This window comes from Mesorhizobium sp. L2C084A000, assembly GCF_000502875.1.
Lineage (GTDB): Bacteria > Pseudomonadota > Alphaproteobacteria > Rhizobiales > Rhizobiaceae > Mesorhizobium.
Genome location: NZ_AYWX01000003.1, coordinates 91,452 through 105,163, shown reverse-complemented (window position 1 = coordinate 105,163; position 13,712 = coordinate 91,452). Strand labels below are relative to the sequence as shown.

Annotated in this window: 15 protein-coding genes and 1 tRNA gene; 9 read left to right on the top strand and 7 right to left on the bottom strand. The window is 61.1% G+C overall.

From position 1 onward, the window contains the following. Positions 1 to 14: 14 nt before the first annotated feature. Positions 15 to 2,285, bottom strand: coding sequence for an exopolysaccharide transport family protein (locus tag X735_RS156575; protein ID WP_023810259.1), 2,271 nt, complete (start codon positions 2,283 to 2,285; stop codon positions 15 to 17). A 258-nt stretch (positions 2,286 to 2,543) separates the two neighbouring features. Here X735_RS156575 and X735_RS156580 point away from each other — a divergent pair, with 258 nt between their 5' ends. The 8 genes from X735_RS156580 (at position 2,544) to X735_RS156615 (ending at position 9,540) form a co-directional block, all read left to right on the top strand. Then, entirely contained in the window at positions 2,544 to 3,107 is a 564-nt protein-coding gene (locus X735_RS156580) for a polysaccharide biosynthesis/export family protein (RefSeq protein WP_023810258.1), read from the top strand. 10 nt (positions 3,108 to 3,117) lie between these two features. Next, positions 3,118 to 4,248, top strand: coding sequence for a glycosyltransferase (locus X735_RS156585; RefSeq protein ID WP_023810257.1), 1,131 nt, complete (start codon positions 3,118 to 3,120; stop codon positions 4,246 to 4,248). A gap of 94 nt (positions 4,249 to 4,342) precedes the next feature. Beyond that, positions 4,343 to 5,878 (top strand): undecaprenyl-phosphate glucose phosphotransferase, encoded by a 1,536-nt coding sequence (locus X735_RS156590; RefSeq protein WP_023810256.1) that lies wholly within the window; start codon positions 4,343 to 4,345, stop codon positions 5,876 to 5,878. Beyond that, on the top strand, positions 5,875 to 7,104 hold the full coding sequence (locus X735_RS156595) for an O-antigen ligase family protein (RefSeq protein ID WP_023810255.1): 1,230 nt from the start codon (positions 5,875 to 5,877) through the stop codon (positions 7,102 to 7,104). Before X735_RS156590 ends, X735_RS156595 begins: the two co-directional genes overlap by 4 nt. 263 nt (positions 7,105 to 7,367) lie before the next feature. Then, positions 7,368 to 8,216, top strand: a complete 849-nt coding sequence (locus tag X735_RS156600; protein WP_155930567.1) for a hypothetical protein — start codon at positions 7,368 to 7,370, stop codon at positions 8,214 to 8,216. A gap of 171 nt (positions 8,217 to 8,387) precedes the next feature. After that, complete coding sequence (locus X735_RS1000000168695) at positions 8,388 to 8,792, top strand: hypothetical protein (protein ID WP_023810252.1); 405 nt, start codon at positions 8,388 to 8,390, stop codon at positions 8,790 to 8,792. Continuing rightward, positions 8,767 to 9,279: an ImmA/IrrE family metallo-endopeptidase gene (locus tag X735_RS156610; RefSeq protein ID WP_023810251.1), complete on the top strand. Its 513-nt coding sequence runs from the start codon at positions 8,767 to 8,769 to the stop codon at positions 9,277 to 9,279. The genes X735_RS1000000168695 and X735_RS156610 overlap by 26 nt, the downstream gene beginning before the upstream one ends. Before the next feature lie 184 nt (positions 9,280 to 9,463). After that, positions 9,464 to 9,540, top strand: a tRNA-Pro gene (locus X735_RS156615). A gap of 113 nt (positions 9,541 to 9,653) precedes the next feature. Here the strand turns inward: X735_RS156615 and X735_RS156620 are convergent. Continuing rightward, the gene (locus X735_RS156620; RefSeq protein ID WP_023810250.1) at positions 9,654 to 10,115 is read right to left on the bottom strand and encodes a YbaK/EbsC family protein; all 462 of its coding nucleotides are present in this window, start codon (positions 10,113 to 10,115) and stop codon (positions 9,654 to 9,656) included. 186 nt (positions 10,116 to 10,301) lie between these two features. Beyond that, positions 10,302 to 10,586, bottom strand: coding sequence for a helix-turn-helix transcriptional regulator (locus X735_RS156625; protein WP_023810249.1), 285 nt, complete (start codon positions 10,584 to 10,586; stop codon positions 10,302 to 10,304). Positions 10,587 to 10,869: 283 nt separating this feature from the next. On the opposite strand from X735_RS156625, the gene X735_RS156630 reads away from it, so the two are divergent. Further along, a complete protein-coding gene (locus tag X735_RS156630) occupies positions 10,870 to 11,484 on the top strand; it encodes a hypothetical protein (protein WP_023810248.1) in 615 nt (204 codons plus the stop codon). Between the two features lie 118 nt (positions 11,485 to 11,602). On the opposite strand, the gene X735_RS1000000169270 is transcribed toward X735_RS156630, so the two are convergent. The 4 genes from X735_RS1000000169270 to X735_RS156650 all read right to left on the bottom strand — a co-directional run bounded on the left by X735_RS1000000169270 (position 11,603) and on the right by X735_RS156650 (position 13,637). Beyond that, positions 11,603 to 11,977, bottom strand: coding sequence for a hypothetical protein (locus X735_RS1000000169270; RefSeq protein ID WP_196815315.1), 375 nt, complete (start codon positions 11,975 to 11,977; stop codon positions 11,603 to 11,605). Between the two features lie 277 nt (positions 11,978 to 12,254). Further along, a complete protein-coding gene (locus X735_RS156640; RefSeq protein WP_023810245.1) occupies positions 12,255 to 12,557 on the bottom strand; it encodes a hypothetical protein in 303 nt (100 codons plus the stop codon). Positions 12,558 to 12,649: 92 nt separating this feature from the next. Next, the gene (locus tag X735_RS156645) at positions 12,650 to 13,189 is read right to left on the bottom strand and encodes a MerR family transcriptional regulator (protein ID WP_023810244.1); all 540 of its coding nucleotides are present in this window, start codon (positions 13,187 to 13,189) and stop codon (positions 12,650 to 12,652) included. A 124-nt stretch (positions 13,190 to 13,313) separates the two neighbouring features. Further along, complete coding sequence (locus X735_RS156650) at positions 13,314 to 13,637, bottom strand: integration host factor subunit alpha (RefSeq protein WP_023810243.1); 324 nt, start codon at positions 13,635 to 13,637, stop codon at positions 13,314 to 13,316. Positions 13,638 to 13,712 lie beyond the last annotated feature (75 nt).

Below are 13,712 nucleotides of genomic sequence, written 5' to 3'. Positions count from 1 at the left end.
GATCCGCGGCTCCCTCAGGCAGCGGCAGTGCGCCGTCCCGGCACCGGATTGCCGGGCGGTTCGTGGCCGAGCGGCGTCACCAGCGTCAGGTCGGGGTAGCCGTTCTCGATCAGCTTGACCGCAGCCTGCGTCACCTCATCGTCGGCCTCCAGCATGGAGAGAAAGACCTCGGTGGCATCGCCGGTCAGGCGGCCGATGCCTTGCGCGTCGGCCGGTCCGCACTCGACCACGACCAGGTCGTAGGCTGTCGTCAGCGACTGCATGATGATCGGCAGCCGGTCGGCGGCACGCATGGCACGAACCGGATCGGCGGTTCCGACGGGAATGACGTGACAGTCCGAGTAGAGATCGGCGTGGATGACGTCGCTGAACTGCGCTTCCGAAGCGAGCAGGTTGGTGATGCCCGGGAAAAGGCCGCTGTCCAGCATCGGCCGCGAGGCGGCCCCCGACGCGGTGAGGTCCAGCAACAGCACGCGCAGCCCGGCGTCGGCGACCTCGCGCGCCACCAGGATCGCGGATGCAGCCGCCTCGTCGCCTTCCGGCGAGACGAATATGGCGCGCGCCGCACCGCTGGAGATCAGCTTTTCGGCAGCTTTCTCGATATCGATCTCGCCCAAGGTGGAACGCGCCGGTTCGGGCTCGACAGCCGTTTGCTCTGTCGCCGCAGTTGCGGGCATTGCGACCACATCCGGCGCCTCGGCCATGGCCGGCATCGCGGCGGCATAGGGCTCCGCATCTGCTTCATCCGCAGGTTCAGGCAGCTCCTGGCGAACGACGGGGTCCTGCAAAACGGCAGGCTCCTGGCGGAGAAATGGCTTGGCGACCGGCGCCTGCGCCACACGGGGCATTGCGACCTCATCGATCCGTTCGAAACGGGAACCGCTCGCCGGCCGCATCGCGCGGCCTGAAAACAGCTCCCGCAGAAGCGTCACGATGGCCATGATCAGCAGCGATGCGGCGAAAGCCGCGCCGACGATCGGCCCGACCTTCGGGAAATAGGCCTCGGAGGGAACAGAAGCCTTCGAGGCGATCCGGGCGTCGACCGGCAGATAGTTGCGATCCTGGCGCGATGCCGCTTCGCGGTAGTTGGTCAGGTAGAGCTCGAGTTGCTGTCGCTTGGCGGTCGCGTCGCGCTGCAGTGCGTCGAGATCGACCTGCTGTTCGCCGGCCTGCGCCGAAGCGGCCTTCAACGTGTTGACGTCTGCGACAAGCTGGTTCTCGCGGGCCTTTGCGGTCTCGGCCTGCATCAACAGGCCTTTCATGATCTTCTGGGCCTCGCTGCGGATCTGCGCGTCGAGATCGGACAGTTGCGATTTCAGCGCGCGAATGCGCGGATGATTGCCAAGCAGTGTCGTCGACAGATCGGCGATGTTGGAGCGCAATTCGACCTGTCGCTCACGCAAGCGTTGGATCAGGTCCGATGACAGAACCTCCGGCACGGCATCCAGCGAACCGCCATTCTGCAGCGCCCTGCGCACACCGTCGGCGGTCGCTTCCGCAGCGGCGCGGTTGGCGCGCACTTTCGACAGTTCGCTCGACAGTTCTGAAAGCTGCTGGGTGGCCAGCACCGAATTGTTGCCACCCATCAGAAGATCGGACTGGGCGCGATAAGCGGCGACCTTCGCCTCGGCATCCTTGACCTGCCGCTGCAGGTCGGCGATTTCCGGCGCCAGGAAGTCCGCCGCGGCGCTGTTCGATTCGAGCTTGGCCGCCCCTTGCCCCGCTATATAGGCGGCGGCGATCGCGTCTGGTGTGGCGGCCGCGAGCTTGGGATCTTCCGATGAGAACTCGATGGCAATGATGCGGGTCTTCTCGACGCCATAGACGTTGAGCTTCTCGTGCATTTTCTTGAGCACGCGCTCTTCCGTCGGAATTTCCATCGGGTCGCTTTTCAGGCCGACCAGGACCAGAGCGCGGCTCAGCGCCGACATGTCGAGCGCTTCATTGAACTCGGGCAGTTTTTCCAGACCGAGCTTTTGCGAGACCTGCTTGAGGATTTCGTTGGAGGAAATGATCTGGACCTGGGTGGCGACGCCCTGTTCGTCGAGAATAGGCTTGTCGGTGTCGTTGTTGTTGCTGGCCGGCCGCGTGTAGATGGATTCGCGCGGCGCGATCTCCACCTGCGTCTCGGCCTTGTAGTGCCGGGTTGCCAGCGAGGCGAAAGCGAAGGCCAGCCCGGTTGCCAACAGGACGACGAGGACTATACGCAGCCAGTTCCTCGCCAGGCTGGCGAAGAGCTGCCTGAGATCGACATCGACATCTGCGGCCGCGGACTGAACGGACATGCATCCCTACTCCGATACTGGGTCAGCACGCACCGTAAACAACTATGGTAACTCAGCCGTTAAGATCGCGGTAAGTTTCCGTTAGGGTTTACTGGCGGGTGACAAACAAAACCGCCAAAAATCACAAAAACTCTTGCCGATGCGCCACGTGTCGGCCGCTCCCTTTACCGGCCATTAACCCTAACAGGATGATAACGGACCTCGATCCCTAGAGTTGCTGCGACGTTGCAGCGACCAGTCGAAGGTACCTGTCCGGCCATGAAAAGCACTGCTTCCCTGTTTCGCGCGCTGCTTGCCGTATCGATGCTGGCTGGCTGTTCCAGCTACCGGCCGACGCCGGCCGCCTTCCATGAGGTGCTCGATCAGCCCTACCGTCTTGGCGCCGGCGACCGCGTCCGCGTGACCGTGTTCGAGCAGGACGGGCTGACCAACACCTACAGCGTCGATCAATCCGGCTATCTCTCCTTCCCGCTTGTCGGCGCCGTACCAGCGCGCGGCCACACCGCGCAGCAAATGGAAAAGGAGATTGCCGACAAATTGCGGCAAGGCTATCTGCGCGATCCCGACGTTTCGGTCGAGATCGACCGCTACCGCCCGATCTTCGTCATGGGCGAAGTGGGTGCCGCCGGCCAATATTCCTATGTTCCCGGCCTGACGGTGCAGAAGGCGATCGCCATTGCCGGCGGCTTCACGCCGCGCGCCAACCAGGAAAGCGTCGACATCACCCGCGACATCAACGGCAAGGTGATGACCGGCCGCGTGGTCACCTCCGACCCGCTGCTGCCCGGCGATACGGTCTACGTCCGCGAACGTCTGTTCTGACAGATATCAAGTGGCGGACAGGCTCAGGATCGTCCATTGCTTTCGCTCACCCGTCGGAGGAATTTTCCGGCATGTGCGCGACCTGGCCGAGGCGCAGGTCGCCGCCGGGCATTCCGTTGGCATCGTCTGCGATTCGACGACAGGCGGCGCGTTCGAGGAACATTTGTTCGAGCAGATGAAGGACATGCTGGCGCTCGGCATTCATCGCACGCCGATGCAGCGCCACGTCGGTCCCGGAGACCTTGCCTCGGCTTGGCGCACGTACAGGATCATCAAGGAATTGCGGCCGGACGTACTGCACGGGCACGGCGCCAAGGGTGGCGCCTATGCCCGTCTGTTCGGCTCATTGTTGCGGGTATCAAGGTCTCGCGTAGCCCGCCTTTATTCGCCGCATGGCGGCTCGCTCCACTATGACGAGAACACGGTCATCGGAAAGCTGTTCTTCGCGCTCGAGCGCTTCATGGCTCGCTTCACCGACTCTCTGCTGTTTGTCTCGGACTATGAGCGGCGGACCTATCGCCACAAGGTCGGCGAACCGCCCATTCCCAACACCCTCGTCTATAACGGCCTGCGCGCCACTGAATTCGAGCCGGTGATCACCGCGCCGGACGCAGCCGACCTGCTTTATATCGGCATGATGCGCGACCTGAAGGGACCGGACATCTTCCTCGACGCATTGGCCCTTGCCGGCCCACGGTTCGGCCGCGCGCTGACCGCGGTGATGGTTGGCGATGGCGACGACCTTCCGCGTTACCACGGGCAAGTGAAACGCCTCGGGCTCGAGCGCCATGTCCGGTTCCTACCGCCGATGCCGGCCAGGGAGGCCTTTGCCCTTGCCGCGCTTATCATCGTTCCCTCGCGCGCCGAAGCCATGCCCTATATCGTCCTGGAAACGCTTGCCGCGGGAAAACCGATGATCGCAACCGCGGTCGGCGGCATTCCGGAGATATTCGACACCGGTTCCCCTGCCCTGATCCGACCTGACGCGATCGAGCTCGCCGACAGGATGAGCCAGGCGCTGGCCGACCCGGCCGCCTATCGCGACCTGATGCCCGATGGCGCCAACCTCAAGGCACGCTTCGGCGCCGATGTGATGGCCGCCGACATCGAGAAGGCCTATTTCGCCGCACTCGACAGGTAGGCGCAGGACCAAGCCGTTCCAAAGCCGTGCGTTGTTTCAAGGGTTTCTTAGCTCTCTTTTGCTATGACCGGGGGGAAGCTTGCGGAAAGCCCTCATGAACGAGATCGACCCCGCGCGCCGCTTTTCAGCAGAGGCGGTGCGTAAATTCGACGGCCCGGCCGACGGCGACACGCCAAGCGGCATGAACGATGTCGCCCGCCAGGTCGCCTCGCAGTACAGGCGCGATACGATGTCGCCGATCATGGTCAGCGGTGTCCTGCGCATGGTCGAATTCGGCTTGCTGTTCCTGTCCGGACTCGCCGTCTATTTCCACTATGTCGGGTTCTTCAACTATCTCGCCTGGCAATATCCGGTGACGATCGCAGCGGGCTCGTTCCTTGCCGTGGTGCTGCTCGACGTCACCGACTGCTACCAGATCGTCGCCCTGATGCGGCCCATCGCCAATTTCGGCCGCGTGCTGCTCGTCTGGGCCGGCACTTTCGCCCTGATGGCGCTGACGGCATTCGTCATGAAGATGTCGCAGGACTATTCGCGCCTATTGTTCGGCAGTTGGTTCGTCGTCGGCTTCGTTCTCATCTTCGGCCTCAGGCTGGTGATGTCGAAGCTGATCCGGGCCTGGGCGCGCGATGGCCGCATGGAGCGGCGCGCCGTCATCGTCGGCGGCGGCAAGGCGGCGGAAATCCTGATCCGCTCGGTCGAAAAGCAGCCCTACAACGATATCCGCATCTGCGGCATCTTCGACGATCGCGGCGACAAGCGCTCGCCGCCCATCGTTGCCGGCTACCCCAAGCTCGGCACCATTTCGGAACTGATCGAGTTCGCCCGCATCGCCCGTATCGACATGCTGATCGTATCGCTGCCGCTGACCGCCGAATCGCGCGTTCTGCAGCTGCTGAAGAAGCTTTGGGTGCTGCCGGTCGACATCCGGCTTTCGGCGCATTCCAACGCGCTGCAATTTCGCCCGCGCGCCTATTCCTACATCGGCGCGGTGCCGATGCTCGACATCTTCGACAAGCCGATCAACGACTGGGATTCGGTCGCCAAGCGCGCCTTCGACATCGTCTTCAGCCTGATCGGCATCGTCGTGTTCTCGCCGGTGATGCTGGCGACCGCCATCGCCATCAAGCTCGACAGCAAGGGGCCGGTGCTGTTCCATCAGAAGCGGCACGGTTTCAACAATGAGATCATCGAGGTCTACAAGTTCCGTTCGATGTATACGGACAAGGCCGATCCGACCGCCAAGCAGACGGTGACCAAGAACGACCCGCGCGTCACCCGTGTCGGCCGCTTCATCCGCAAGACCTCGATCGACGAGCTGCCGCAGTTCTTCAACTCGCTGCTGGGTTCGCTGTCGCTGGTCGGCCCGCGTCCGCACGCCATCGCCGCGCAGTCGCATAATTTGCTCTACAACGAAGTGGTCGACGGCTATTTCGCCCGCCACAAGGTCAAGCCCGGCGTCACCGGCTGGGCGCAGATCAATGGCTGGCGCGGCGAGATGGACACCAACGAAAAGATCCGCATGCGGACGGAGTATGACCTCTACTACATCGAGAACTGGTCGCTGCTGTTCGATTTGCGGATCCTGTTCCTGACGCCGCTCCGGCTCTTGAACACGGAAAACGCCTATTGAGCGCGATCAGCCATGATCTGCCGCGCGCGGTGGTCAACGCCAAGCTGGTCGCGCTGATTTCCTCGGGCGCGGTCTTCCTCGGCATTCTGCTGTCCGGCTTCGTCATCAGCGAGCCGGCGCCCTATGAGCTCTACATGGCCGGGCTGATCGCCATCTGGGCGCTTTTCGGCTTGAGGATTTCCCGCGCGGCCACGCCGCTGCTGGTGCTGCTCGTGACGATGAACATCGGCGGCATGATCTCCATGACGCAGATGGCGGACCTTGCCAACACGCCGCTCTACCTCGCCGTGTCGCTGTTTCTCGCCTTCAGCGCGGTGTTCTTCGCATCGATCACCGCCGTACAGCCGGGCCTCTACCGATTGATCTTCATTGCCTATGTGGTTTCGGCCATGGCCACCTCGCTGCTTGGCATTGCAGGCTACTTCCATGCCTTTCCGGGCGCGGAGATGTTCACCAAATACGACCGCGCCGCCGGCGCCTTCCAGGACCCGAACGTGTTCGGCCCCTTCCTGGTGCTGCCCGGCATCTATCTGCTCTATCTGCTTTTGACCGGACCGGTGACACGCATGCCGCTGCTGGCGGTACCACTGCTGATCATCACCGCCGGCATCTTCTTTTCCTTCTCGCGCGGTGCCTGGGGCATGTTCGCCGTTTCGGCCGTCCTGCTCACCGGCTGCCTGTTCCTGCAGAGCGCCAGCGGCAAGTTCCGGCTGCGCGTGGTGGTGATGACGATTGCAGCATTAGCGCTGCTGGTCGTCGCCATGATCGTCATCCTGCAGCTGCCCGGCGTGTCGGAGATGTTCTCCAACCGCGCCCATCTCGAACAGAGCTACGACACCGCCCGCCTCGGCCGCTTCGCCCGCTACGGCATCGGCTTCCAGATGGCGATGGAGCATCCGTTCGGCATCGGCCCGCTGGTCTTCGGCACGATCTTCGGTGAAGACACCCACGACATCTGGCTGAAGATGCTGATGGATTATGGCTGGCTCGGCTTCGTGTCGTTCCTGGCGCTCGTCTTATGGACGATGGCAGCCGGCTTCCGCATCCTGCTGCGCGACCGGCCGTGGCAGCCCTATCTCCTGTGCGCCTATGTCGCCTTTATCGGCAATATCGGGCTCGGCACCTTCATCGACATCGACCACTGGCGCCACGTCTATCTGCTGCTCGGCCTGATCTGGGGCGCCATCGCGCTGGAATACAGGCACCAGCGGCTGTCGCGCAACTAGCGTCAGGCTGATTTCAATTTTGACCGCTTTGCCACCAATTCGACCTGTGCGAGAGTCGAACCTAGCGTTGGTGACCTTGCGGTTTTCACTGGCCTGTCACACCGGATCTCTAACTCTCTTTATTGATGTTGACGAGTATGAGCTAAACGTGCGCAATAAGCTCTCTAGGGGCAAATGCACGGCGGCGTTTTACTTCAGTGTCTCAGCACAATAGATTCACAAACGTTGCACTTGGCCTAGTCATCGGCCTTGGGGTTGCGCTTTTGTTCGTCGCCTGGACGGTTCCAGAGTTTCGCAATCCATCCAACACCAATGCACAACAGCAAAATTCCGAACAGGCTACCGGCGGGAACAATCAGCCAGTCGAAGCGACCGACCTCTGGGACATCTACACTTCGCCTAAGGATACGTACGCACAATGGATCGCAGCCTTCGCTGCGCTTGGCAGCGTCGGCGCGAGTGTATTGGCTATCGTCTTGGTCACACAAACATTGAACGAAACTCGCAAGGCTACCAACGCTTCGATTCGATCCAGCGAAATTGCCGAAGAGACGTTGCTTGGCGTTGAGCGCCCGCATTTGTTCATCACCGGCACCGAACCGCTGGTCCCGATAACACATGAATGGGTCGACTTGCCCGACAATCAACGACCCATCCCGGAGGCCGCTTACTCAGTCAAAAATTTCGGACGCACCCCTGCCATTATAAACGAGATTCGGGCGAGCCTCCGGCTTTGCAACTTGCCGGCAACTCCGCATTACCATCCCGGAGAAATCAACTATGTTGAACGAGTTCTCGGAGCCGACGATACGCTCACTCCAGTAGCTATTGATCGCGGCGGTCCTATCACAAACAAAATCCTGAATGAGCTTTTCTTGTCCGACATTCACATAGAAGGGCGGGCTCCCTTCCGTTTGTATCTTTACGGGGAAATCACCTACACGAGCGTCAATGGGATTACTGACCAAGTTGGGTTCGTTTATCGGTATTCGCCTTATGGCCCAATATTCCACTTGGAAAATATCCCTGGCTACACCTTCCGTCGTCGTGACGTGAAGAACCAAGTAGACCGGGCGCCTAATGGATGGCGTCAGGCAGCCGGGGCTGGATGATGGTAGATTGGAAGGCTGCCGAAACTTTTGAGGTCGTCGTCAGCACTGGCGAGATTATTCGGAAGATCCTAACGATGGAAACGTCAAGCCTCTATTTCCATTTGTGCACAACTGTGGATAATGCACGTAAGTGACACCACATGAGTCGGGGGCGAAGTGTCGGATTGGTCGTTGATCACCGTCACTATACCGCCTGATCGGCTTGATGACGCGATCGCCAATCCTGATGCATTGAAAATCGCTTACGATGTCGGCGTTTTGGAGCTTCTCGGGATATCGCTCTCGATACTCGGTGTCGCTTTAGTTGTGATCGGATTCGCAGCCTATTTTTCGGTCCAGCGGGCTGCCAAGCAAGCCGCAAGGGATGTGGCTGTCCGCGAAGTGCCGCGGTCGGTGGATGAGCATATCCGCAAGGACGCTTTTGCGGTCATCAAGGGGGTTCTGAAAGACCCTCAGACTCTGGCAGCCATTCAGGCCGAAATGGATCGGCTCGGGCTTACGGACGTTACAGATGCGGGCGATGTGGAAGGCAATATTTTGGATTCGTACGATGCCAAACGCACTCGAAGTTCTTGATAAATACCTTGGCGACGTCCCCGTCCGCGTCGAAGATGCGATCCGGGAACTGGATGTCAGCCTCAAAATGAATGCGGACCTGCCGTTTGGCATTTCGGGCCAAATCAAGCGTCTGCCCAACGGCAGGTACGAAATCTCGTCTGCCGCGGGAGAGACAAATAGCCGTCAACGTTTCACGATAGCTCACGAACTCGGGCATTATGTTCTCCACCGAGGGATGCTTGGGGCCGGCGTCAATGACGACACCAAATATCGGACGGTGCGCGATAGCAATCTCTACAACGGTGCAATCGACGACGTACACGAACGTCAGGCCAATAGCTTCGCGGCAAACATCTTGATCCCCGAAGCCACCATTAAGCGTGATATTGGCTGGTATAAGTTCGTGTCAGAGGCGGCCAAGGTTTACAACGTGTCCAAGTCCTCCATGCGGTGGAGGCTGAACAACCTGGGACTTCTGGATTCGAAAGTTATCGATGACACATGACGACACAGATCAGCGTTTCGACGGCCTGCTAATAGCGATGGGCAGCGTCGGAACGCCTCGCGAACATTCGTGGGACTTCTTGTCCGGTTGTGACGGTATTGAACAGCAATGATCGGCTTCTGTTCTCCTGCGCCGTTTTAGCGCTTGCACGCCAACCATTGAATATATATGGCTTTCCGCGGTCCGGAGTGTAGCGCAGCCCGGTAGCGCACTTGACTGGGGGTCAAGGGGTCGTCGGTTCGAATCCGGCCACTCCGACCAATTTAGAACAAGGACTTGTCCCCGAAGTCCGCCCCTCCAGATGCCCCGGTCAGCCCGGCCAAATCTTGGATCAGGGCAACCATGTGCTCTGCCGCTTGAGCTTCGGCTTGGCGCTACCCTTGGCACACATCAACCCAACCAGCCCCAATCAGCTCGACCATGCGCTGCGGCGGAATCCGCACCGCCGCATTGGTGGCGCCGGCGGCAGGCACGACTTCGTCGAATTCGCGCAGCGATACGTCGCAATAGACCGGCAGCGGTGCCGGCAAGCCGAACGGGCAGACACCGCCCACCGGGTGGCTGGTCGCTTCGACAACTTCCGCGGCGTCGAGCATGCGCGGCTTGCCGCCGAACTGGTCCTTGAACTTGCGGTTGTCCAGCCTGGCGATGCCGCTGGTCACCACCAGCATGGTGCGGTCGCCGACTCGCAGGCAGATCGTCTTGGCGATCTGTGCCGGCAGCACGTCATGCGCCTCGGCCGCCAGGGCCACCGTCGCCGAACTCGCCTGCGTGACGGTGACATGGATGTCGGGCGCATGGGTGGCGAAGAAGGCACGAACGGATTCCAGGCTCATATCGAAAAACCGACGGTTCAAAAACGTTATGGACGGCGGATTACGGTCCAGCAGCCAGGGCCGCAGCACGCATAAGCACGTGCGATGGACAGATCGGCAAGTGCCAGGCTGAAGCAAAGCGCTGCGGCAGGTACAAAGAAACCCGCCAAGGGCCTTGGCGGGTTCTCTGGAATGCGTGGTGCGGATCTACGCCAGCGATCGACCTTGCGCCGCCGGCGTCGGCGCAGCCGGGGTGATCAGAGCCTCCTGGGGGAGGTGAAGCGCGGACACAATACGACGCAGCTTCGACGGGTCGGTCACTCTGCCGCTTTCGATATCTTCAATTTCGTCCACCGCCAGGCCGCATGTCAGGGAGAGCTCTTCCACGCTGTAACCGCGGGTCTCCCGCATCGCTCTGAGGGTGTTGTAATCTGGCCCGCTCCCGTTGGTTGCCGGTTCGGAGAGGGGTTCGCTTTTCGCATTATGGGGCATTGGCAACTCCATGACTGAAAGAGTTTGATCAAATGAGGAGTGTTGCCTGAGACGGTCGGGAAGATGCCCTCTCGCCGGCGATTTGCCAAGAGCCAAAAGGGCCGTCACGGGATCGTGAACCAGGCGCCTGGCGCGGCCCTCTCGCGTACACGTCGCGATCAAGTTGTTTTGAAGGTCGGATCGGCCTTTTGCCGGCAGTTTCGCCGCGCTCGTTCGTTATCTCCGGGTCGCTGGCGTGAAACCATCCGGTTCCAGCCAGCTCATTCCCGGAAGGATTTTTGCAATGAACTTGAAGACATTCATGGTCGTGCTCGGCACGATTTCCAGCCTTTCCCTCACCGGCGCCGACGCCGCCCAAGCCGCAGACGCGCTGCGTGTGCGCGGCACGGTGGTCAGTTTTGAGCCCACGCTGCTCACCGTGAAAACCCGCCAGGGCGGTACCGACGCGATCAAGCTCAAGGCTGGCTGGAAGATCTCGGGCGTCGCCAACACCTCGGCAAAGGACATCAAGCAGGGCGATTTCCTCGGCATTGCCTCCGTTTCGAAAGCGGATGGCGGCAGCGGCGCCCTGGAGGTCGTGGTCTTTCCGGCCGCGCTGAAAGGCACCGGCGAGGGCGACCGTCCCTGGGACCTGCAGCCAAACAGCCGGATGACCAACGGCACAGTCGCCGACGTTACCGATATAAGCGGGCGATCGGTCACGCTGACCTATGACAATGGCCAGACCAAGAAGATTTCGATCCCCGACACCACGCCCGTCGTGACCTTCGCGCCGGCGACGCCGACCGACCTCAAGCCGGGTGCGACGGTCTTCGTCACCGCTGAGCGGGGCAGTGACGGCGCGCTGAGCGCCAGCCGCATCGTGGTCGGAAACAACGGCGTCGTGCCGCCGATGTAGTGGAACAGGCGGCTAATGGCCGCCTCTCGATCTTGCCGTGCATGGTGGCGGGAGGCTGAATTGGGCAGAAACAGTACAGAAACAAAATTCTACAATCGGGAAATACTGACGAAAAAATTCAGGCGCGTAATTCCATTCGCGGCGGCAGGGCTATCGCCCGATCCATATGCGCCCGCGAAACAAAAGGAAACGATCCATGAAGAAGTCCCTCCTCTCGGCCCTCGGGCTCGCAGTTGCATTGGCTTTCACGGTGCCCGTCATCGGTGCGACGAGTGCGGATGCGGCCCCGATGGCAAAGCATCATCGTCACCACCATCATCATCGCCACCATGTCCGCCACCACCATCATCACCGCCACCACCACCATGTGATCGGAAACAAGGCCTAAGCTCCGCAGACCGCCACCGAGAAGACCGGCCTTGGCTTCCTGTCCAAGGCCGGCTACTCCGCCCCGCGAGGCTCGATCGCGGATCGACAATTCACGCAAATCCAATGCGCGACGCCGGTGAGATCGTCGTCTATCCCGGCGCTGGCTATGGCACCACCACCAATCCGGCGTTCACCGGCGAAATCGGGCGGCCCTGGCGGCTTGACCAATCCGCATTCCTGCGCCGGCGACACAGAGGTGCTGGGCGCCTCTATGCCGACACGCTCCTCGCCAGATGCCGGAGCGACAACAGACATGGCCGATCGCAAGGAAAATGACGGACCACCTTAGGGCGAGCCGTCACTTCTTCTTGCTCGTATCTGTGGGATTTGGGTTTTAGAATTCAGCGCCGGCTGAACAGCAGACTGGCGACAAGACCGAGCACCACAAGGCCAACCGCCGCGGCAGCCGCCGGATGGTCGCGGGCCGACCTCTCGATCACCCTGCCCTGTTTGCGGATTGCCGGCATGGCGTCGCGCAGGCGCCCGGCAAGATCGGAATAGGTGTCGAGCGCGGCATCGCGACCGTCCTCGTAGTAGGCGCCGCCTCGCTTCGCCACAGCCCTCTTCAAGCTGGCCAGTTCCTTGCTGAGAACCGCGACCTGCCTGTCGAGATCGATGTCCGAGAGGGTCGAAAATGATGCCATGGTATGTTTCCTTCACTTGCAGAAGGAAGCGTAACGCCTCACCCGAAGACGGGTTCCGGTTTTCGAACTATCGATGTCGCGTCGGGCTGCGGTCAGCGCACCTGGTCAAGCAGGCGCTTGCATTCCAGGAGGTCGAACAGCGCCTCCTGTAGCAAGGCCCTGTTGTCGCGCGAGAGTTTCGATGCATCCGGCTGCACCGGACCGTCCTCGTCGCTCTTGCCCAGGCCGAAAAAGCGGCGGCTGGGCTTCACCCGCGGCTGGCCGACCAGTTCGTCGTCCATGCCACGCGGCTGGGCCGCCGGCGTCAGCGGCACTTGGTCAGCCTGCCTTCGCTGTGAGATCGCCTCGACGGCGGCCATGTCGCCATTGCCGATGGCAACCAGGAAATGGTTGCCGTTCTCGCGCAACAGCTTCTGCACGCCCTTGATGGTGTAGCCCTGGTCGTAGAGCATGTGGCGAATGCCCTTGATCAGTTCGACATCCTGCGGCCGGTAGTAACGACGGCCGCCGCCGCGCTTCATCGGCTTGATCTGGTTGAAACGCGTTTCCCAGAAACGCAGCACATGCTGCGGCAGATCGAGATCTTCGGCGACCTCGCTGATGGTACGAAAGGCGTCGGGGCTCTTGTCCATGGGCGAATCCTCACGCTGGACGATGATCCGGCCTACCTGCCGAATCGGGGCTTATTTCAGCGGTTTATGAAGCAATATTCAAGCCCGGCGTCATGGCGGCGGCAGTTTTCAACCGCGCAATGGACTACTTGCTGCTTTTGGCCTTGCCGCTCTGATGGGAGCGCAAGATACGGCTCTTCAGCACATTCGACGACTTGAAGGTCATCACCCGACGCGGCAGGATCGGCACTTCCTCGCCGGTCTTGGGATTGCGGCCGATGCGTTCGTTCTTGGAGCGGACGTGGAATGTCGCGAAGGACGACAGCTTCACCGTTTCGCCGCGCACGATGGCTTCGCAGATTTCATCCAGCACCGCTTCGACGAGCTCGGCCGATTCAGTGCGCGACAGGCCGACCTTCCGGTAAACTGCCTCGGCAAGGTCGGCGCGCGTAAGTGTCTTTCCCCCCATGCGACCGTCCCATCAGCTCAAAACATGAAATTCGGCACAACAACGGCAGAGCCTAAGTAATTGATCCGTCAAGGT

Excerpts from the sequence above, each read along its gene's own strand:
- X735_RS156640 (WP_023810245.1), bottom strand. The coding sequence starts at position 12,557 with ATGGCATCATTTTCGACCCTCTCGGACATCGATCTCGACAGGCAGGTC.
- X735_RS156575 (WP_023810259.1), bottom strand. The coding sequence starts at position 2,285 with ATGTCCGTTCAGTCCGCGGCCGCAGATGTCGATGTCGATCTCAGGCAG.
- X735_RS156650 (WP_023810243.1), bottom strand. The coding sequence starts at position 13,637 with ATGGGGGGAAAGACACTTACGCGCGCCGACCTTGCCGAGGCAGTTTAC.
- X735_RS156630 (WP_023810248.1), top strand. The coding sequence starts at position 10,870 with ATGAACTTGAAGACATTCATGGTCGTGCTCGGCACGATTTCCAGCCTT.
- X735_RS156590 (WP_023810256.1), top strand. The coding sequence starts at position 4,343 with ATGAACGAGATCGACCCCGCGCGCCGCTTTTCAGCAGAGGCGGTGCGT.
- X735_RS156610 (WP_023810251.1), top strand. The coding sequence starts at position 8,767 with ATGCCAAACGCACTCGAAGTTCTTGATAAATACCTTGGCGACGTCCCC.
- X735_RS156645 (WP_023810244.1), bottom strand. The coding sequence starts at position 13,189 with ATGGACAAGAGCCCCGACGCCTTTCGTACCATCAGCGAGGTCGCCGAA.
- X735_RS156580 (WP_023810258.1), top strand. The coding sequence starts at position 2,544 with ATGAAAAGCACTGCTTCCCTGTTTCGCGCGCTGCTTGCCGTATCGATG.
- X735_RS156625 (WP_023810249.1), bottom strand. The coding sequence starts at position 10,586 with ATGCCCCATAATGCGAAAAGCGAACCCCTCTCCGAACCGGCAACCAAC.
- X735_RS156620 (WP_023810250.1), bottom strand. The coding sequence starts at position 10,115 with ATGAGCCTGGAATCCGTTCGTGCCTTCTTCGCCACCCATGCGCCCGAC.